At 60.8% G+C, this 19,452-nt stretch carries 17 protein-coding genes and 1 tRNA gene; 15 read left to right on the plus strand and 3 right to left on the minus strand.

Going from position 1 to position 19,452, the window contains the following annotated elements:
• Positions 1–174: 174 nt before the first annotated feature.
• The 12 genes from glyA (at position 175) to FPK30_RS08045 (ending at position 11,150) form a co-directional block, all read left to right on the plus strand.
• Positions 175–1,482, plus strand: coding sequence for a serine hydroxymethyltransferase (glyA, locus tag FPK30_RS07990; protein WP_144086034.1), 1,308 nt, complete (start codon positions 175–177; stop codon positions 1,480–1,482).
• Positions 1,483–1,610: 128 nt separating this feature from the next.
• Positions 1,611–2,915: a glutamate-5-semialdehyde dehydrogenase gene (locus FPK30_RS07995; RefSeq protein ID WP_144086035.1), complete on the plus strand. Its 1,305-nt coding sequence runs from the start codon at positions 1,611–1,613 to the stop codon at positions 2,913–2,915.
• On the plus strand, positions 2,912–3,469 hold the full coding sequence (locus FPK30_RS08000; protein ID WP_144086036.1) for a phosphoribosylglycinamide synthetase: 558 nt from the start codon (positions 2,912–2,914) through the stop codon (positions 3,467–3,469). The genes FPK30_RS07995 and FPK30_RS08000 overlap by 4 nt, the downstream gene beginning before the upstream one ends.
• Before the next feature lie 5 nt (positions 3,470–3,474).
• Positions 3,475–4,155, plus strand: a complete 681-nt coding sequence (gene nadD, locus FPK30_RS08005) for a nicotinate-nucleotide adenylyltransferase (protein WP_144086037.1) — start codon at positions 3,475–3,477, stop codon at positions 4,153–4,155.
• A 103-nt stretch (positions 4,156–4,258) separates the two neighbouring features.
• On the plus strand, positions 4,259–5,275 hold the full coding sequence (locus tag FPK30_RS08010) for a ribose-phosphate diphosphokinase (RefSeq protein ID WP_045924211.1): 1,017 nt from the start codon (positions 4,259–4,261) through the stop codon (positions 5,273–5,275).
• An 82-nt stretch (positions 5,276–5,357) separates the two neighbouring features.
• A tRNA-Gln gene (locus FPK30_RS08015) sits at positions 5,358–5,428 on the plus strand.
• 67 nt (positions 5,429–5,495) lie between these two features.
• Complete coding sequence (locus FPK30_RS08020; protein WP_024627950.1) at positions 5,496–6,293, plus strand: HAD-IIA family hydrolase; 798 nt, start codon at positions 5,496–5,498, stop codon at positions 6,291–6,293.
• A gap of 14 nt (positions 6,294–6,307) precedes the next feature.
• The gene (glmU, locus tag FPK30_RS08025) at positions 6,308–7,684 is read left to right on the plus strand and encodes a bifunctional UDP-N-acetylglucosamine diphosphorylase/glucosamine-1-phosphate N-acetyltransferase GlmU (protein WP_260804506.1); all 1,377 of its coding nucleotides are present in this window, start codon (positions 6,308–6,310) and stop codon (positions 7,682–7,684) included.
• Positions 7,685–7,725: 41 nt separating this feature from the next.
• A complete protein-coding gene (gene rsfS / locus FPK30_RS08030) occupies positions 7,726–8,202 on the plus strand; it encodes a ribosome silencing factor (RefSeq protein WP_144086039.1) in 477 nt (158 codons plus the stop codon).
• Positions 8,195–8,935, plus strand: coding sequence for a histidine phosphatase family protein (locus tag FPK30_RS08035; RefSeq protein WP_186279457.1), 741 nt, complete (start codon positions 8,195–8,197; stop codon positions 8,933–8,935). Before rsfS ends, FPK30_RS08035 begins: the two co-directional genes overlap by 8 nt.
• A 74-nt stretch (positions 8,936–9,009) precedes the next feature.
• Entirely contained in the window at positions 9,010–9,936 is a 927-nt protein-coding gene (locus tag FPK30_RS08040) for a hypothetical protein (RefSeq protein WP_144086040.1), read from the plus strand.
• Positions 9,937–10,064: 128 nt separating this feature from the next.
• Positions 10,065–11,150, plus strand: coding sequence for a glycerol dehydrogenase (locus FPK30_RS08045; RefSeq protein WP_144086041.1), 1,086 nt, complete (start codon positions 10,065–10,067; stop codon positions 11,148–11,150).
• A gap of 92 nt (positions 11,151–11,242) precedes the next feature.
• Here the strand turns inward: FPK30_RS08045 and FPK30_RS08050 are convergent, their stop codons facing one another.
• From FPK30_RS08050 to FPK30_RS08060, 3 genes are all read right to left on the minus strand, one after another.
• Positions 11,243–12,208, minus strand: coding sequence for a PfkB family carbohydrate kinase (locus FPK30_RS08050; RefSeq protein ID WP_144086042.1), 966 nt, complete (start codon positions 12,206–12,208; stop codon positions 11,243–11,245).
• Positions 12,201–13,667, minus strand: coding sequence for a purine-cytosine permease family protein (locus FPK30_RS08055; RefSeq protein WP_144086043.1), 1,467 nt, complete (start codon positions 13,665–13,667; stop codon positions 12,201–12,203). Before FPK30_RS08055 ends, FPK30_RS08050 begins: the two co-directional genes overlap by 8 nt.
• A 153-nt stretch (positions 13,668–13,820) precedes the next feature.
• On the minus strand, positions 13,821–14,816 hold the full coding sequence (locus FPK30_RS08060) for an ADP-ribosylglycohydrolase family protein (protein WP_144086044.1): 996 nt from the start codon (positions 14,814–14,816) through the stop codon (positions 13,821–13,823).
• Positions 14,817–15,421: 605 nt separating this feature from the next.
• Between FPK30_RS08060 and FPK30_RS08065 the strand changes: the two genes are divergently transcribed.
• The 3 genes from FPK30_RS08065 to FPK30_RS08075 are packed head-to-tail and all read left to right on the plus strand — an operon-like array spanning position 15,422 to position 18,955.
• Positions 15,422–16,774, plus strand: a complete 1,353-nt coding sequence (locus FPK30_RS08065) for an MFS transporter (RefSeq protein WP_222102872.1) — start codon at positions 15,422–15,424, stop codon at positions 16,772–16,774.
• Between the two features lie 52 nt (positions 16,775–16,826).
• Entirely contained in the window at positions 16,827–17,936 is a 1,110-nt protein-coding gene (locus tag FPK30_RS08070) for a LacI family DNA-binding transcriptional regulator (protein ID WP_144086046.1), read from the plus strand.
• Positions 17,933–18,955 (plus strand): nucleoside hydrolase, encoded by a 1,023-nt coding sequence (locus FPK30_RS08075; protein ID WP_144086047.1) that lies wholly within the window; start codon positions 17,933–17,935, stop codon positions 18,953–18,955. Before FPK30_RS08070 ends, FPK30_RS08075 begins: the two co-directional genes overlap by 4 nt.
• Positions 18,956–19,452 lie beyond the last annotated feature (497 nt).

Here is a 19,452-nt window from a genome sequence, read left to right on the forward strand (position 1 = left end):
ACTGATCATTACCAGGGCATTCTACCCCGTGCAGGGGTCTGAACCATGGCCTTGCTCGGCTCGCGGAGGAAACTGTCTGTGGACGCCAGGGCCTGCCAGGGGTCGGCATGGCGTACAGTGTTGCCCACCAGCCCCTGTATCCGAGGCTGTACGTTACAGACAAAGGAGCGACCCATGGTCGAAGAGAACCCGGTACAGCAATCCTACGATGTCCTGAACTCTTCGATCTCGCAGGTGGATCCGGAGATCGCAGCACTGCTGGATGGAGAGTTGGAGCGCCAGCGCGGCGGTCTGGAGATGATCGCCTCTGAGAACTTCGTGCCCAAGGCTGTCTTGCAGGCCCAGGGATCCGTGCTGACCAACAAGTACGCCGAGGGCTATCCCGGCAAACGCTACTACGGCGGATGCGAGTGGGTGGACCAGGTCGAGAACCTGGCCCGGGACCGCGCCAAGGTCCTGTTCGGCGCCGAATATGCCAACGTCCAACCGCATTCGGGCGCCCAGGCCAACGCCGCCGTCTATCAGGCCCTGATCAAGCCCGGCGACACTGTGCTGGGCCTGGCCCTGGACCATGGCGGCCACCTGACACACGGCATGAAGATCAACTTCTCCGGACGCTTTTACCATGCTGAGTCCTACGGGGTCGATCCGGACACCTTCCGCATCGAGCCCGAGATCATCCGCCAGCGGGCCCTGGAGACCCATCCGGCCCTGATCATCGGCGGGTGGAGCGCCTATCCGCGCATTGAGGACTTTGCAGCCATGAAGGAAATCGCCGACGAGGTGGGGGCCAAGTTCTGGGTGGATATGGCCCACTTCGCCGGCATGGTTGCGGCCGGCCTGCACCCCAGCCCGGTGCCCTATGCCGATGTGGTCTCCTCCACGGCCCACAAGACCCTGGGCGGACCCAGGTCCGGGTTCATCCTGGCTCGTCAGGAGTATGCCAAGAAGCTCAACTCCTCGGTCTTCCCCGGCAACCAGGGCGGCCCGCTCATGCATGTGATCGCCGCCAAGGCTGTGGCCTTCAAGCTGGCCGGCACGCCTGAATTCAAGGAGCGGATGGAGCGCACTCTGGAGGGCGCCAAGATTCTGGCTGAGCGCCTGATGGCCAAGGATGTGGCCGACAACGGCATCACCGTGCTCACTGGAGGGACTGATGTCCACCTGGTCATGGTGGATCTGCGCAACAGCGAGATGGACGGCCGTCAGGGGGAGGACCTGCTGGCCAGGATCGGCATCACCGTCAACCGCAATACGGTCCCCTTCGATCCGCGTCCTGCCTCTGTGGCCTCCGGACTGCGCATCGGGACCTCCGCCCTGGCCACACGCGGATTCGGCCCGGCCCAGTACGAGGAGGTGGCTGACGTGATCGGCACAGCGCTGGCCCAGGGTCCCCAGGCGGATTTGGATGCCCTCAAGGCCCGGGTGGACCGCCTGGTCGAGGCCTTCCCGCTCTATCCTGAGCTGGACCAGACCCACTGATCGGCCCTTGGAGGAGGCAGGCGCGGCAGTGCCCTCCCTCCTCCTGTCGTCATTGCCCTCGCTGAGGGTTACAATCGGTACAGAATACGGGTCTGGCAGACCCGTGAGGGCGAAAGGATCTGACGAACATGAGTGAAAGCGAGAACTCCGATCGTCAGGATGTGTTCGATCGTGTCTGTGCCATGGCCGATGCGGCGGCCGCTGCACAGGCAGGCCTGGCAGGCATGAACGGCCAGGCCAGGAATGCCCTCTTGCTGGCCCTGGCCGATGCACTGATCGATCAGGCCGATCAGATTGCCGCAGTCAATGAGCAGGACTGCACCCAGGCTTTTGAAGAAGGAATGAGCGCCGGTCTGATAGACCGTCTGCGCTTGGACAAGGTTCGTATCGCGGATGCCGCCCGGGGCGTGCGCATGGTGGCGGGGCTGACCGATCCCCTGGGCGAGGTGGTTCGCGGCCATGACATGCCCAACGGCATGCGGCTCAATCAGGTGCGAGTTCCCCTGGGCGTGGTGGCCATGATCTACGAGGCCAGGCCCAACGTCACCATCGATGTGGTGGCCCTCTGCCTCAAGTCCGGCAATGCGGCCCTCCTGCGAGGGGGTCACGCGGCCCAGCGTACCAACCGCGCCCTGGTGGAACTGATAGGCGGGGTGCTTAGTGAGCAGGGGTTGGATCCGGCTCTGGTGGCTTCCGTGGACCGATACGGTCGCGATGGGGCCCAGGCCCTGATGAAGGCACGCGGTCATATCGATTTGCTGGTGCCCAGGGGTGGCCGAGGGCTGATCCGCAGCGTAATTGAGCAGGCCACCGTGCCCACCATCGAGACCGGGGCTGGCAATGTCCATATCTACGTGGATCGCTCGGTGGACATGGATCAGGCCATTCCCATCATCATCAACGCCAAGACCCAGCGGGTGGGCGTCTGCAACGCCGCCGAAAAACTGATCGTCCACCGGGATGTGGCCGCTGAATTCCTGCCCCGTGTGGCCCAAGCGCTGACGCAGGCCCAGGTCGAGCTGCGCCTGGACGCGGTCTCCATGGACATTCTCGCCGGGCATGGTTTGCCTGAAGAACTGCTGGTTCGCGCAGAGGAAGCCGACTGGGACCGCGAGTATCTGGATCTGAAGATGGGGGTGCGCGTGGTGGACTCCCTGGATCAGGCCATCGAGCACATCAACCGTCACTCCACCGGTCATACCGAGGCCATCCTGGCCCGGGACTACGAGGCCGTGGAGGAGTTCTCCCGCCGGGTGGATTCGGCAGTGATCATGGTCAACGCCTCAACCAGATTCACCGATGGCGGCATGTTCGGCATGGGCGCCGAGCTGGGCATCTCCACCCAGAAGCTGCACGCCCGAGGACCCATGGGTCTGCAGGAGCTGACCACCACCAAGTGGATCGGTTACGGCAGGGGGCAGGTGCGGCCGTGAACGAGAAGATCGAAGAGCTCTTCCAGCGCGAGCACGACAATCCGCGCATCTGGCTCAGGGTTGCTTCAGAGCGGTTGAGCCTGCTGCGGTACGTCTTTCTGGTCCAAATCGAGGACGGCATTCCGGATGCAGACCAGCGCTCCTGCCTGGAGTACGCCGACGCTGTCCTGATTGGCTGGCCTGACGAGCATGCCGATGATGTGTACGACCTGGACAAGGACCAGCTCAACGAGGTCAGGCATGACATCACCGTCATGGAGGAGCGGGTGCCGGTCTTCCGCAAACAGGAGCAGGAGGGGCGCATTGCCGACCTGTCCGATTCATTGGTAGCCATCACCGGATGCGTGGCCCAGGTTCGTCGGGCCTACCAGCCGGGCTTCCCACTGCCCACCTACTCCGAGATTCGCCGCGTGGTCCAGGAGGAGTGGAATGCCGACATGGAGCGGATCGATCCCGACCGGGTCAATCCCAGCGCCGAGCAGATGCGCGAAGAGGCCAAGTCTGAGAACGAGGAGAACGCCTCGGAAGCCAGACGGGAGGGCGAGCAGGCGTGAACCGGATGATGTCTGAGCTGTCCAAGGAGGGGGAATCCGGGCAGGAGCCACCAGATATTGACGGGGCATGTAGGCCTGCCCACCATAACCGCCGACCCCGGGTGGGGATCATGGGCGGCACCTTCGACCCCATTCACAACGGCCACTTGGTGGCTGCCTCGGAGGTGGCCTGGGTCTACGACCTGGATGAGGTCATTTTTGTGCCCACCGGCCGTCCGGCCTTCAAGCTGAACAAGACGGTGACCAATGCTGAGGACCGCTATCTGATGACCGTGATCGCCACGGCCTCCAACCCCAAGTTCACCGTCTCCCGGGTGGACATTGAGCGTCCTGGCATCACCTACACAGTGGACACCCTGCGCGACATCAAGCGGATGCGTCCCGACAGCGACCTCTTCTTCATCACCGGGGCGGACGCTGTGGCCGAGATCATGCGCTGGAAGGATGCCAACCGGATGTGGGATCTGGCCAAGTTCGTGGCCGTTTCCCGGCCCGGCTACTCCTCCAGCCTGGACGACCTTCAGGTGCCTGCTCAGCGGGTGGATACCCTGGAGATTCCGGCCCTGTCCATCTCGTCCACAGATGTGCGCCGTCGTTCGGCCAGGGGCATGCCGGTCTGGTACCTGGTTCCGGACGGGGTGGTGCAGTACATCAACAAGCACGGGCTCTACCGCTCGGCTTCCTGAGCTTCGCATACTGTCGGACTCGCCAACACGGACAGCCCGGCCGTGTCAGCGCGCGCCATTATTATGGAGGCTGTCCGCTTCAGCGAAAACAACGTTTGGAGATATGGTGAGCGCGATACTCAAAGGCAGACCAGGAAAAAATCTCATACTTGTCACAGGCCGGGCCCATCCCAGACTCGCGGCGGACGTGGCCGATCAACTCGGTATCGACGTCCTGGAGACGACGGCATACGACTTTGCCAACGGCGAGATGTATGTGCGTTATACGGAGTCGGTGCGCGGTGCGGATGTCTTTGTCCTGCAGACCCACTCGGACCCGGTCAACAAGTCCATCATGGAACAGCTGATCATGATCGATGCCCTCAAGAGGGCCTCGGCGCGATCCATCACCGCGGTCTGCCCGCTCCTGGGCTACTCCCGTCAGGACAAGAAGCATCTGGGCCGCGAGCCCATCTCCTGCCGGCTCATGTTCGACCTGCTCAAGACGGCTGGCGCGGACCGGATCATGTCGGTTGACCTGCACGCCGCCCAGTCCCAGGGCTTCTTCGACGGGCCTGTGGACCATCTGATCGCCATGCCTGTGCTGGTGGACTATGTGCGCGACCGGATGGATCTGTCCAAGGTGGCCGTGGTCTCGCCGGATGCCGGCCGCATCCGGGTGGCCGAGCAGTGGGCCCAGCGCCTGGGAGGCGTGCCCCTGGCCTTCATCCACAAGACCCGTGACATCACCCAGCCCAACAAGGCTGTGGCCCATCGGGTGGTGGGCGACGTGCGTGGCCTGGACTGTGTGCTGGTGGACGACCTGATCGACACCGGCGGCACCATCACCGAGGCCTGCAACGTCCTGGAGGAGGCCGGCGCCAACTCCATCACCATCGTGGCCACTCATGGCGTCATGTCCGGGCCTGCCGTGGAACGGCTCAAGTCCTGCCAGGCCAAGGAGGTCATTGTCACCGACACGGTCCCCATTCCCCAGGAGAAGCGTTGGGATGGATTGACTGTGCTGTCCATCGCCCCCCTGCTGGCCTCGGCCATCAAGGCGGTCTTTGAGGATGGCTCGGTGGCCCGGCTCTTCGACACGTATCCGGCTCATCACGGCCAGGGCTTCCTCTTTGCCTAAAGCCCTGCCTGCCCGGCATGGCGTGGCGTAATCGTCCGGCTGTGGCATAATAAACCTGGCGGGGCCTCAAGGGTTCCGCCTTTCCCCCATGGTGTAAAGGCAGCACACGGGTCTTTGGAACCCTTAGTCTTGGTTCGAATCCAGGTGGGGGAGCTTACGCTCGCCGATTCCGGTCGGAGACGGCCTCCTTGGGGTCGGTGACCAACCGAAAGGAACTGTCTTGGCAGTCAAGAAGATCGAAACCTGGCTCACCGACATGGACGGCGTGCTGGTGCACGAGAACACGGCCCTGCCCGGAGCTGCCGAATTCATCGACACCCTCAAGCGCAACAACCGCCAGTATCTGGTGCTGACCAACAATCCCATCTACACCCCACGTGACCTTTCGGCCCGCCTTGGCCGTTCGGGCATCGACGTGCCCGAGGATCGGATCTGGACCTCAGCCCTGGCCACCGCCGACTTCGTGTCCCGGACCATGCCGCAGGGATCGGCCTATGTGATCGGCGAGGCCGGGCTGACCACGGCCCTGCACGAGGCCGGGTTCATTCTTTCCGACATCAACCCGGACTATGTGATCCTGGGCGAGACCCGGACATACTCCTTTGAGTCCATCACCACAGCCATCCGCCTGATCCTGGGAGGCGCCCGCTTCATCTGCACCAACCCGGACGCCACCGGACCCAGCGAGAACGGCGTCCTGCCGGCAGCCGGCGCGGTGGCGGCCCTGGTGACCAAGGCCACCAACCGGGAGCCCTACTTCGTGGGCAAGCCCAACCCCATCATGTTCCGCACGGCCCTGAACAGGGTGGGCGGCCACTCCGAGACCACGGCCATGATCGGCGACCGGATGGACACCGACGTGGTGGCCGGAGTCGAGGCCGGTCTGAACACCTTCCTGGTGCTGACAGGCATCACCACACGTTCCGAGGTGGAAACCTTCCCCTACCGCCCTGACCAGGTGGTGGATTCCATTCAGGATCTGATCGACATCGCCGAGAGCGGGGTGGTGGAGTTTTGAGCGGCGGGCAGACGCTGACCGCTGGCATCATCCTGGCCGCAGGCGAGGGCACTCGCATGCATTCGGCTCATCCCAAGGTTCTGCACACCTTGGCCGGCAAGACCTTCCTGCAGAGAGTCATGACTTCGGTGATCGCCCTGAATCCCGAGCTGACGGCCGTGGTGGTTCATCATCAGGCCGACTTGGTGGCGCAGGCTGCACGCTCTTACGATCCCCAGGTCCGCATCGTGCGTCAGGACAGCCGACCGGGCACGGGGCGTGCGGTCCAGTGCGCCGTGGATCAGCTGGATGGCGAGCTCCAGCACGACGGCCAGGTGCTGATCGTGGCCTCGGACATGCCCCTGCTGGACGCGGATACGCTGCAAAGCCTGCTTGACTATCATGTCAATTCCGGCGACGGGGCCACCGTGCTGACGGTTAATCTGGACGACCCTAGCGGATACGGCCGCATCATTCGTGATCAGGATGGACGGGTCCTGCGTATCGTCGAACAGCGGGACGCCACCGGCACCGAACTGGCCGTCAAGGAGGTCAACACTTCCGTTTACGTCTTCGAGGCGGATCTGCTGCGCCAGGCGGTCCGCGGTCTGGACGACAGCAACGCCCAGGGGGAGTTCTATCTGACCGATGCCCTGGAGACAGCCCGCCGCTTGGGCCGGGTCGGAGCCTTCGCTGCTCCTGATCCGCTCAAGGTCGAAGGCGTCAACGACAGGGTCCAGTTGGCTGAACTGGCCAAGGCCCATAACCTGCGGGTCTGCCAGGAGTTCATGCGCCAGGGGGTGACCATCCTGGACCCGTCTACCACCTGGATCGAGGACGACGTGGTCATCCAGCAGGATGCCGTCATCCTGCCCGGATGCTTCCTGCAGGGTCATACCGAGATCGCCTCGGACACGGTCATCGGCCCCTATACCACTCTGATTGACGCCATCGTCGAGCCGCAGGCCAGGGTGGAGCGTTCCCGCGTGCAGGAGACCCGGATCGGGGCCCGGGCCAACATCGGCCCATGGACCTATCTGAGGGCCGGCAACGTCCTTGCCGAGGACACCAAGGCCGGGGCCTTCGTGGAGATGAAGAAGGCCACCATCGACCACGGGACCAAGGTGCCCCACCTTTCTTATGTGGGTGATGCCCACATAGGCCACGACAGCAACGTGGGCGGCGGGTCCATCACGGCCAATTACGACGGCGTGCATAAGAACCGCACCGAGATCGGGTCGGAGGTGCACGTGGGCGCAGGAAACCTCTTCGTGGCACCCGTCCAGGTGGGCGACGGGGTCACTACCGGGGCCGGATCGGTCATCCGCCATCCGGTCGAGGACGGGGCCATGGTCTACTCCACCAATGATCAGCATCAGGTTCCGGACTGGAAGCCCGCCTGGGAGCGGTAATCATGGGAGCATCGGCTTCACAACAAGGAAAGGCGTGACAAGTGCCAGCATTGCAGGAATCCATCGACGCGGTCCGGGTGGCCGCTCGGGCTGCCAACGATGTCAAGGCCATGGACATCGTGGCCTTCGACGTCTCCCGGCCCATCGCCATCACCGATATCTTCATGGTGGCCACCGGCAGCAACGAACGTCAGGTCCTGGCCATCGCCGAGGAGGTGGAGAAGCAGCTCCACCTGCAGAAGAACCTGGATCCCCGCTCGCGGGAGGGCGTCCAGGAGGCCCAGTGGGTTCTGCTGGACTACGGTGACTTCGTCATCCACATCATGCACAAGCAGGCCCGGGCCTACTACGATCTGGAACGGCTTTGGAAGGACTGCCCCCAGGTCGACCTGCAGCTGGAGCACCCCTTCACCCTCGCCGATGACGACCAGGACAGCCAGCTGGCCTCCAAGGCGGACGATCTGAATGGGGATGATCTGCGCAGCCGTTTCGCCGACCCTCAGGAAAGCCATGACTGACTCGGTTGCCACCGTCGAGGGTGGACGGCATGTGCGCTCCATGACCGTGGTTCGTCACGGGCAGACTTCATATAATGCAAAGCACCGGATGCAGGGCCAGATCGACATTCCCCTCAACAGCGTTGGCCGCTGGCAGGTGGAGAGGGCTGCCGAGGAGCTCCGGGCAGAGTACGTGGATGGCGCTCCTCAAGACCGTCACCTGCTGGTGGTCTCCTCTGACCTGGGTCGGGCTGCCGCCACCGCTCATGCCTTTGCCGACCCCTTGGGCCAGACGGTCCATCTTGATTCCGGGCTGCGCGAGCGCAGCTTTGGCGAGTGGGAGGGGGCCAGCGCCGAAGAGGTTCGCCAACGCTGGCCCGAGGACTACGAATCCTGGTCCCGAGGCGCCGGGGGAGAGCTGCTTCACGGTGCCGAGACCAAGGCACAGGTAGGCAAACGAGGCTTGGAAACCCTGAATCGTTGGATTCATCGGGCTGGTCCGGATACGGATCTCATGGTCTTCTCCCATGGGTCCTTCATAGCCCAGGCCCTCCAGGCTCTGCTGGGCATGGCCAGTGAATATCCCGAATACCTAGGTCTGGTCACCATGCGCAATGCCCACTGGGCGCGATTGATGCCACGAGACCTGCCAGACGGCGGTCTGCGCTGGTCCATGATCGACTACAATCGCGGTCCTGCCATCGCCATGCGGGGGGACTGGGACAATCCCCGAGGGCTGGTTCAGACCGACTGACCATCACAGGATCGCCATGACGACCAGCTACCATAAGAGCGCAGCAACCAGCCGTTGGATCAAAAGGGGTCGTAGTGAAGCAGTTCTTTCATGACATTTCCTGGGCGCAGATCGTCGCCGGCGCTCTTGCAGCCATGACCTCCTTCTGGCTGGCCGCCAAGATCGGCGTGGCGGGATCCATCATCGGCGTAGCCATCGGTTCCATCGTCTCTGCTGTGGCCTCGCAGATCTACAAGAATGTCTTGGAAGCCTCTGGTCAGAAGCTGCAGGAGTCTGTGGTCGGCAGTGCCGACCAGGATGATGACGATTCCAAGACGGATACGGACAGCGATTCAGCCGCTGATAGGCAGACCAGGGTCTTGCCGGCACAGGGGAAAGGCGCTTCGGACGATTCCAGCGGTGCTGCCGACGGGTCCACCCAGGTCATGGCGCCGGTTGATGGATCCACCCAGGTCATGCCTCCTGTCGGTGGCGAAAAGTCGGCAGCCAAGACCGGCAGAACCATTTCGTCCAACAATGGTCCTCGGGCCCATGCGGCCCCCATTGCGGCAACCAGCAAAAAGAAACTGGATCAGCGCCGCCGCAACGTCATCATCGTCTCAGTGGTCAGCGCTCTGGTGGCCGTGCTGCTGTCCGCCCTGGCCATCAATGCCCTGACCAAAGGCGAAGGCACCGACAAGGTGGTCCGCAACGTGGTCAGCCCTTCGACCAGCCAGGTAACCCCCAGCCAGGAGGAAGAGACCCCCTCCAAGCCTGCACAGCGTACTGAGCAGCCTGAAGACCAGGCGACCCCGGGTGCCCCCCAGAATCAGCCTTCGGGAACGAATCAGCACCAAGGCAACGAACAGGGATCCGGGCAAGGTCAACAGCAGGGAGGGAACCCCACGAGCACGCCCTCGCCGTCTGCGGATGCGACAGGCTCCACGCCCAGCCCCTCAAGTACGGCTTCCACACCCCAGTCGTCGCCGACGAGCACGACCAATTCCTTGCCTCATAACTGACCGGTCGCCCGGCGCGGCACACCCATCTCACCATGTAATGTGACTAGGGTCACTTTCAGACGGGCCAAGAGGCTCGTCACTAAGGACCTGGTCCCGAAGGCGGGATCAGCGATGAGAAAGGTGTATGTATGCGCAAGGTTCTGTGCTCTCCCGGCTCCTATGTTCAGCAGGAGGGCGCCATGGGAAAGCTGGCTGGAGAATACGCGGCTCTGGGCACCAAGGGCGCCCATCTGATCGTCGATCCGGTCATCGACGGGCTCTACCACGACGACATTGTCGCCTCCTTTGAGCACGATGGGATCCCCTACGAACTGATGAAATTCGGCGGCGAGTGCTCCATGGAGGAGATCGACCGTCATCGTGCCCATTTGGGCGACAGCGACGCGGTGATCGGCATCGGCGGCGGCAAGACCTTGGATACCGCCAAGGCTGTGGCCCACTTCGCCCATCTGCCGGTCATGATTGTGCCCACGGCGGCCTCCTCGGATGCGCCCTGCTCAAGGCTGTCCGTGCTCTACACGCCCGAGGGGGTCTTTGACCGTTACCTGCCCCTGCCTGCCAACCCCAATGTGGTCCTGATGGATACCGACGTGATCGCCAAGGCTCCGGTGCGCTTCCTGGTATCAGGACTGGGCGATGCCTTCGCCACCTATTACGAGGCAGCCGCCTGTGTGCAGTCGAATGCCGTGACCATGACCGGGGGACATGCCACCATGGCCGCCTTCGCCCTGGCTCGTCTCTGCCGCGACACCCTGCTTGAGGATGGGGTCAAGGCCGTGGCCGCTGCCAAGGCCGGTGTCCGCACAGCCGCCTTGGAGAAGATCATCGAGGCCAATACGCTGCTGAGCGGTCTGGGCTTCGAGAGCTCCGGCCTGGCTGCAGCCCACGCCATTCATGACGGGATGACCGCCCTGGAGGGCACCCACTCCATGCTGCACGGCGAAAAGGTGGCCTTCGGCACCTTGGCCCAGCTGGTCCTTGAGGATCGGCCCCTGGAGGAGACCCGCGGGGTCTATGACTTCTTCCGCAGCGTGGGTCTGCCCACCTCCCTGGAGCAGATCGGCATCGGCCAGGCCAGCGAGGAGGATCTGCTCAAGGTCGGTGAGCATGCCTGCGGCCCTGACGAAACCATGGGCAACATGCCATTCGAAGTGACCCCTACCGATGTGGCTCACGCCCTGCGCGCAGCCGATCAGCTGGGCAAGCAGCTCTGATACGTCATTCTCTGGTCCCTCGTTGAGAGGCCAAGCGGCCGTCGGCATGAAGTCGGCGGCCGCCTTTGTTCCCTCCGGTTTTGCTCCGGTCATCATTGCAGGGAGCTGGCGGCCTTTCGTATGGCTTCTTCACTTGGGCATGTGGCTGGACCCCGCTGGGTAGTGGAAAGTGCTCCTGCACAGTTGGCCAGCACCAGGGCCTCCTCAATGGGCAGACCTTGGAAGATGCCCGCGCAGAGGACACCCGAGTGTGCATCGCCTGCACCGTTGGTGTCTATGGCATGGACCTGCGGGGTGGGAATGTACTGGCTCTGCTTTGCATCCTTGGGCTGGCAGTACCAGGCACCGCGGGCGCCGGCTCTGAGAACCACCGGACTGTCCAGTCTCAACGAAAGCGAGCGGCAGAGGGATTCCAACTCAGTAACGTCGCCAGTTTCGGGTTGGCACCCTAGACGTTTCGCCAGGATTGGTCCCTCGCGTTCGTTGAGGGACCAGATAGGATGCAGACCGTTGACCGCATCAAGAACATCCGGTGCAATATCTGCCACCATGGGTCCCAGGTCGAAGAGCACCGGAAATCCTTCGCCCTGGTGTTTCTCAGCAAAACCGAGCAGGCTTCGGGTATTGTCCTTGTGGCAGAAGGAATACCCACTCAGGTAGATGACATCACCGGGAACCAGATTCATGCTTTCGTAGGTGCCCTCCGGTACCCGGGTCTCTGCGCCCCTCGCCGACACAAAGGTGCGTTCACCCGAGGGTTCGATCATGGCTACCGAGTATCCGGTGTCACAGTTATCCAGCACAGGCCCTTGTGCGGGAACCTGCAGGGCAGCAAGGGCTCCACGGGCCATGTCCGCCATCGGACCTGTGCCGATCGCCCCCATGTAGGCTATGGGTGCCCCCATCCGCCTGGCTGCCTGGATCACGTTGTATCCGCCGCCGACCTTTATGGCGGTTCGCCTGGCGAAAATGTCCCCGCCGCGTTCCGGGAGGTGGTCGATGTTCATGCTCAGGTCAATCACCACCTGACCGAGATGAAGGATGCTGGGTTCAGTCATTACTGCTGCTCCTCACCGCCACGGAGTCCTTGGAGAGGAGGTGCAAAATGGCATAGAGGATTCCTCCCAGCAGGAGGGATACCAGCCATGCCAGGCCGTTCCTGCCCAGGAAGCTGCCGGCCAGCGGTCCTGAGAACCAGACCTCGTTCTTGGAGACCTGGGCCGTCACGAACAGGAAGCCGACGACTATCCCCACCAGCCAGCTGACGATGGCCGGGAGGTTGATGCCGTGCCAGTACCAGTATGGGGAATCGGCTTGAAGATTCAGCAGGCCGTCCGAATCGTAGCGCTTGCGGAAGATCATATCTGACAGGAAGATGCCTGCCCAGGTGCTCAGCGGCACTGCCAAGAGGGAGATGAAGGTGACGAAGGGGCCGTAGAATCCGTCGGAGCCCAGCGTGAAGTACAGGGCTCCGCAGGTGGTCACCACCACATCGACGACGACCGCATAGACGCGGGGAATTCTGATGCCCAGGGTGATGGTGGTCAGGCCGGCCGAATATACGGACAGGTTGTTTGACATGAGCAACCCAGCGAAGGCGGCAATCAGATAGGGGATCGAAACCCAGGCGGGCAGGGCGCTTCGAACCGCGGCGACCGGATCAGCGGCGGAGGCAATGGTGGAGTTGCCTGCTGTCAGGACCGATCCCAGGCCGATAACCACGACCAGGGGGATGCCGGCGCCGGCTGCTGCAGTCAGGATCAGAGAGCCGGATTTTACCGAGGTCTTTTGGTAGCGGGCCATGTCTGCGCCGGAATTGACCCAGCCGATGCCCGTCCCTGCGGCTATGGTGCCGACTCCGATAAGGAAGGCGCTGGCTGACCCGGGGGCATTGCCGATGAAGGAGGACCAGTCGACGGTCGTGGCCAGATAGATGGCTACCAAGAGGGTAAGGGCTCCGAATATCCAGGTGGCCCACTTCTGCACAGTGAGGATGAAGGCGTGGCCTGCGGCCGAGACCACCACGGTCAAGGCTACGAAGACGGCAATACAGACGAAGGTCAGGAAGGGGGAGCGCTTGGCATCAGCTGAGGTGCCGTAGATGATGGCGATCAGGGAGAGCAGGGCAAAAGCGCCAGTCATCGTGTTCACCGTCTCCCAGCCCAGCCTGGATAGCAGAGCCACCAGTGTGGGGCCCGCATTGCCTCTGACGCCGAAAATAGCTCGGGACAGGGTCAGCGTGGGGGCGCCGCCTCTTTTGCCGGCTATGGAAATGATGCCGACCAGTGCGAAGGATCCGAAGGCTCCGATGGTCGTGGCGAGCACGGCCTGCCAGAGGTTGAGGCCCTGGGCAATCAGGGTAGCTCCCAGAGGGATTCCCAGGATCGAGATGTTGGCGGCGAACCAGACCCAGAAGAGCTGGCCGGGCGACCCGTTCCTCTGATCCTCGGGCACGGGTTCGATGCCCCTTTGCTCAACTCTGGAGAGGATGGTGCCCTCTTTTGGTGCAGTTGACATGGATTGTCTCCTTTGACTCACGATGTACTGGATGCAGCGATGGATTGTCTGGTCAGACCTGTGGTGTGGTCTGGGTGGACCCCATGATCTCGGGGTTGACTGGATTTTACATTCTTGTATTCCTGAAGGATTCTGTCGTATCCGTTTTGCGCTTTACCTTAGGGTAATCAGGCCACGGGCAGTTTTCTGCAGGTCAAGGTGAGATACCGAAGCCACCTGGGAGCAGAGTGCAGGGTCGAAGACCTCGGGGCCGGTGCATGCGCCGGTCATTGCGCCGGTCATGGCAGCGATGGTGTCCGTATCGCCGCCCAAGTTGACTGCGACGAATAGAGCCGATTGGGGATCGTCGGCGAATCTCCAGGCCAGGGCAAAAGCGGCTGCCACAGACTCATTGGCCTCCACCGAAGTGCCGCAGTCTTCGATGAGGTGGCGTTCGAAGTCGTCCTCATCGCTGAATTCTTCGGACACTTGTATTGCCTGGCGGGCCCGAGCGGGAACCGATGCCTTGGGTGTCCAGGCTCCGGCGGTTTCCATGGCGGGTACCAGGCGCAAGGACTCATTCAGTGCCTGGCGAACGGTCATTCCTTCAAGTCCCAGACTGACTGTCGTAGCGATCAGCGCTGCGCTTTGAAAGCCTGTGACCGTGTCGTGGGTGACCTGGCAGGACTCGTAGATGCGATTGGCCAGCCGTCTAGTGTCTTCGGGCCTGTTGGCTATCCCTACCGGGGCGACTCGCATGGCCGCCCCATTGGTGGTGCCGGTCCTTCCTGTGGTCATGATGTCCGCGCCATGGCGAACCTGTTCCAGAGCCAGCTTGGTGGATGGCCCGAGCAGGTCGAGTGATCCGCGTGACTTCATGCCGTCCTCCCAGGTCAGAAGGCGCTTAGCGAACTCTTTGGGATCGATGTGTCCTCTGCCCTCGATGATCAGCTCTGCGACAATCAGTGCCTGCTCGGTGTCATCGGTCACAGATCCCGCAGGCATACCTGGAGCGATCGGCTGATCCGCAATAGCATCACGAAGGGTGTCAACCCTGCCGTAGGCCTCATGGATGGCTGCTGGACTCATGCTCTGCGTGGGCATGCCCAGTGCATCTCCCAAGGACAGCCCAGTAAGCGCGCCGAGTGCGCCTTCCTCAATCGTGCTCATTGCCGCGCACCCCTCCCGAATTATTCGTTGTTTCGGACCAGGATCTTCTTAGCCTGAGTGAATAATATCAATACAATTGATCTGATCAGCCCGATAAGCATGATTCGTCATGATGATTGAACCTTATATCAGCCCTTGGTAGGGTAGTACAGTTGTAGTGATCGCTTAATCGTTGAGCAAGCATCTTTAAAGGTCGAACGAACCAAGACAGTTGCAAGGATATGCTTCGCGCTCGAATACTATGAGTCGCAATCGTTGGAATCCATTGATCGCTTTGATTGCTGATTTCTTGTTGCAATCAGGCAAGGTTTGAGCTTCGCAATGAATGGGAGCCCATCTTATGTGACCATGAACTCCATCCTGTGTGCTTGCCAATCAGCAAAACGGTAAACTCTCAAATTGACAAGGAAAACTACGCGCGTAGAATTTTGCATTGTTGGCAAATGGAAACGCGCAAAAAGTCGCTTTCCAATCTACGCGGGTAGAACAACGCTATTCAGCATCGAATCGCAATGATCCCCTGCAAGGAGGCATAAATGGGAGTGAACCGGGCCAAGAGAGGAAAACCTGAAACTGTGAATCAGCGATCCAGGTCGAATTCCGAATTGTCTGATCAACAGGAACAGGCAGCTGATGTCAACTTCCGCACCAAGGAGGGCAGGAAGAGCTTCTGGACCAATATCGTGGCCGTATGGTTGGGCACAACCATGGAATATGTGGACTTTGCCTTGTATGGTCTGGCTTCAGGGCTTGTCTTTGGCGACATCTTCTTTCCCGGGCAAACGCCGGTAATCGCTCTGCTCTCTTCATTCGCAACATATGCGGTCGGCTTCCTGGCCAGGCCTGTCGGAGCCTTTGTTCTGGGCAAGATAGGTGATAAGCGCGGACGTAAGTTCATCATGGTCTTCACGGTCATGCTGATGGGTCTGTCGACTACAGCCCTGGGGCTTTTGCCGACGTACCAAATGGTGGGCATTCTTTCTCCCATTCTCTTGATACTTTGCCGCGTATGCCAGGGATTCGGCGCTGGAGCCGAGCTGTCGGGGGGAGCAGTGATGCTCGCCGAGTATTCCCCTGTCAACCACCGTGGCCTGGTTTCCTCATTGATTGGCATCGGGTCTAATTCGGGCACTTTGCTGGCTTCTGCTGTCTGGCTTCTGGTTCTGCTTTTGCCCCACGACAGCCTGATTGCCTGGGGATGGAGGATTCCCTTCCTGGTCTCAATCCTGATTGCGCTTTTCGCTGTCTATCTGCGTCGCTCCATGCAGGAGACGCCCGCATTTCGTTCCTACCAGGCCAATAGGAAGAAGGAAGAGGCTATTCTGGCTGCCGCAGGCAAGCAGGAGAAGAAGTCCGAGGGTGGCTGGAAGGCCTTCTTCATCATGCTTGGTCTGCGTATAGGAGAGAATGGTCCCTCGTATCTTTCGCAGAGCTTCCTTATCGGATACGTGGTCACACTGGGCGTGAGCAAATCTGTGCCAACTACAGCAGTGCTGATTGCCTCTTTGTTGGGCTTCCTGATCATCCCCTTCTCCGGATGGCTTTCCGACCGGTTCGGCCGCAGGATTGTCTACCGCGTCTTTTGCCTGCTTCTGGTCCTGTACGCCTTCCCGGCCTTTGCCCTGTTGCAGTCGAAGAACACCATTGTTGTCAGCCTGGTGATAATCGTGGGTATGGGTGTGGCTTCGCTGGGCATCTTCGGAGTCCAAGCGGCCTACGGTGTTGAGCTCTTCGGCATTCAGCACAGGTATTCCCGGATGGCAGTCGCCAAGGAGCTTGGCTCCATCCTCTCCGGCGGCACGGCTCCGATGGTCGCTTCGGCACTGCTGGCAGCCTTCAGCTCCTGGGTGCCTTTGGCTGCCTATTACTGCTTGATGGCAGCGATCGGTCTGGTCACGACATTCTTCGCCCCTGAGACCCGTGGCCGGGACCTGACCCTGGTTGACGATGCGATCTGATGAATCTCCATTGAATCGGTAATCTGTAAGGAGACCAGTTGCAAGGAGGGGAATGGTGACGAGGCGTCCGACAAGGGATGACGTGGCCAGGGAGGCGGGTACTTCATCTGCCGTGGTGAGCTATGTGATCAATCATGGTCCACGTCCAGTCTCCGAGCAGACCAGGCGCAAGGTCTTAGATGCCATTAGGCGAACCGGCTATGTGCCTAACAATATCGCCAAGTCGCTGGCCAACGGGACCAGCGATACCTACGCCTTGCTGGTGACAGACCTGGCCAATCCCTTCCTGGCACAGATGACCAAGGCTTTGGAGCACAAGCTTTTCTCCTTGGGCAAGACCCTCCTGGTCGGCGATTCCAGCGATGACCCCAGTCGCCAGATGGAGCTGTTGGAATCCTTCCAGCGTCAGCAAGTCTCTGGTCTGGTTTGGTATGGCGTGGACCAGCCTCTTCCCATGGATGCCCTTGAAACCTACCCGGGAACCGTGGTTATGCTCAACCAACCGGAAGGACAGGAATTGAGTCCCTCTGCAGGGCGCCGAGTTCGATTGGGTCTTGACGAAAGCGAAGAGGCCAGGATGGCTACAGCCCATCTGATAGGGCATGGCTATCAAAAGCTGGCCATCATTGCCGGCCCTCGGGAGCGTCTCAATTCGCGGGAAAGAATCCGTGGGTGGAAGAGGGCCATACGTGAATCCGGCCTTGAGCCAGGGCAGGAGATCTTCGTTCCCTACACCTGCCAGGGGGGATACGAGGCGGCGGAGCTGGTCGACGATCAGGTTGAGGCTGTCTTTGCTTCGAATGAACTTCAGGCCATGGGTTTCCTGGCAGGCATGGCCCAGCGCGACAAAAAAGTGCCTGATGATGTTGCTTTGGCGGCGATGAATGGGACTGACCAATCCGCATATTTGATTCCGTCACTGACAGCCGTCCAGCTGTCCGAGGATGAGATAGCGGACAAGATTGCCAAGGTGTTGCTGAAACCGGACGGCGCCTATCAGGACACTGGCGATGATGGAGACGACAAACCAGGGGGTTACGAGACTTCCGTCGCTCCAACAAATCGTTCGGATGCTCCTGTCCGTACTGGTTTAGGCACAATTCCGGCAGCTCCACAGCTGGTCATTGGCCGTAGCTGTGGATGCAGCCAAAATGAGGTATGAAAACAGAAATGAAAGATGCAGTCAACATTATCGTCGACTGTGACCCGGGCAACGGTGTACCCGGAGCCAACGTCGATGATGCCCTGGCCATTGCCTATGCCTTGCGTTCCGAAAAGCTCAAGACCAGAGCAATATGGACCGTGTTCGGCAACACTACCTCTGATCTCGGTTATTCCAGTGCAGAGGCCTTGCTGAGATCCATGGGACGCATGGATGTTCCTGTCCGTCGAGGGGCGGATGGCCCGCTGCAGGGATCACGCCAGCCTTGGCTGACCAAGAGGCTGAATGCGGCCAGCAGCCCCGAGGCGCCAGAAGTATGGAGAAATGCCGTGGGATCGCAGGCAGGGTTCCATGCATCAAGCGCCGATAAGGTATCAGCCATACCAGAGGTTTCCGGGCCTGATCAGCTTGCGCAGGATGTGCTTGCTTGCAGCGGTTCGGTGTCCATTGCCGCCATAGGACCTCTCACCAACCTAGCCGGGCTGATCAGTGATGAGCCGCAGGTCGTTGGGCATATTGAGAGGATCAGCATCATGGGCGGTGCCATTGGATTCGGTGATGAGGTGGACACCAACTTCGCCGTCGATCCGGTGGCAGCCCGGCGGGTGTTGGAATCTGGTATTCCCATCACCTTGGTTCCGCTTGATGTGACCAGGACCACGCATCTGAGCCAGCGATGCTGGGATCGTATGATCGCCGAGGCCGATGCAAGCAAGGCGCCGTGGAAGGACTCGATGAACCGTTGGTTGAGACCGTGGCTGACATACAGCAGACGAACTCGACCAGTCGATGGCATGTGGCTTCATGACCTGGTATCCGTCTTGGCTCTGGCTGAAAGGGACCTGGTTGCTCTTCGTCCTGCACGGGTGAATCTTGCCGACAGCGGCAAGCTGTTATTGGCTGACAGAAATGGTGACCAGCCTGTTAGTGGTGTCAGATCGTATGAGGTGGAACTTTGCACTGGCGTGGATAATTCGCGCATGATTCAGGTCTGGCAGCAGGCTGTTCTGCCTCGCTGAAGTGCCGAGCCCTTTTCACTATCTCATGAGTTAGTCATGGGGGCTGCAGCACATGTACGCGTCCAGTTATTCCGCAAGTGGTTGGACTCTGCGGTGGCGGTCATGTGCTGTTTGGCAGCCTCCTGGACCTTCGAAATCCCAGGAATATTGTCAACCTGCATATAGCAACGACCCAAAACGCTGTGTGCATGACTATCGCCGGTCATGATGCCCGATTGCCCGTGGTGACGACTCTGCCTTGCTTAGGGGGTAGCTTTGCCAAAACACAATTGCAAGAGTCGAAAAACCATGGCTTTTTCACAGATCGCCCACAGTCAATGATGGCAGTTTGACTGTGCCAACACAGTCATTGGCAATGATTCAGACATGTATCGGCTGTTGCTGAGCATAAGGAAAGAAGAGAGCGATCTGGGGGCTATAGGAACTAAACGCGTTGTTTATGTTGGGGGTTTGGCCTTGTGGCTGTAAGCGTGTTGGGTGGTTGTTAATAGGTCGGG

Origin of the sequence: Bifidobacterium apousia, from assembly GCF_007559275.1 — a bacterium.
GTDB classification, from domain to species: Bacteria; Actinomycetota; Actinomycetes; order Actinomycetales; family Bifidobacteriaceae; genus Bombiscardovia; species Bombiscardovia apousia.

Excerpts from the sequence above, each read along its gene's own strand:
- FPK30_RS08050 (WP_144086042.1), bottom strand. The coding sequence starts at position 12,208 with ATGACTGAACCCAGCATCCTTCATCTCGGTCAGGTGGTGATTGACCTG.
- FPK30_RS08055 (WP_144086043.1), bottom strand. The coding sequence starts at position 13,667 with ATGTCAACTGCACCAAAAGAGGGCACCATCCTCTCCAGAGTTGAGCAA.
- FPK30_RS08060 (WP_144086044.1), bottom strand. The coding sequence starts at position 14,816 with ATGAGCACGATTGAGGAAGGCGCACTCGGCGCGCTTACTGGGCTGTCC.
- glyA (WP_144086034.1), top strand. The coding sequence starts at position 175 with ATGGTCGAAGAGAACCCGGTACAGCAATCCTACGATGTCCTGAACTCT.
- FPK30_RS08075 (WP_144086047.1), top strand. The coding sequence starts at position 17,933 with ATGAAAACAGAAATGAAAGATGCAGTCAACATTATCGTCGACTGTGAC.
- FPK30_RS07995 (WP_144086035.1), top strand. The coding sequence starts at position 1,611 with ATGAGTGAAAGCGAGAACTCCGATCGTCAGGATGTGTTCGATCGTGTC.
- nadD (WP_144086037.1), top strand. The coding sequence starts at position 3,475 with ATGATGTCTGAGCTGTCCAAGGAGGGGGAATCCGGGCAGGAGCCACCA.
- FPK30_RS08010 (WP_045924211.1), top strand. The coding sequence starts at position 4,259 with ATGGTGAGCGCGATACTCAAAGGCAGACCAGGAAAAAATCTCATACTT.
- FPK30_RS08070 (WP_144086046.1), top strand. The coding sequence starts at position 16,827 with ATGGTGACGAGGCGTCCGACAAGGGATGACGTGGCCAGGGAGGCGGGT.
- FPK30_RS08045 (WP_144086041.1), top strand. The coding sequence starts at position 10,065 with ATGCGCAAGGTTCTGTGCTCTCCCGGCTCCTATGTTCAGCAGGAGGGC.
- FPK30_RS08035 (WP_186279457.1), top strand. The coding sequence starts at position 8,195 with ATGACTGACTCGGTTGCCACCGTCGAGGGTGGACGGCATGTGCGCTCC.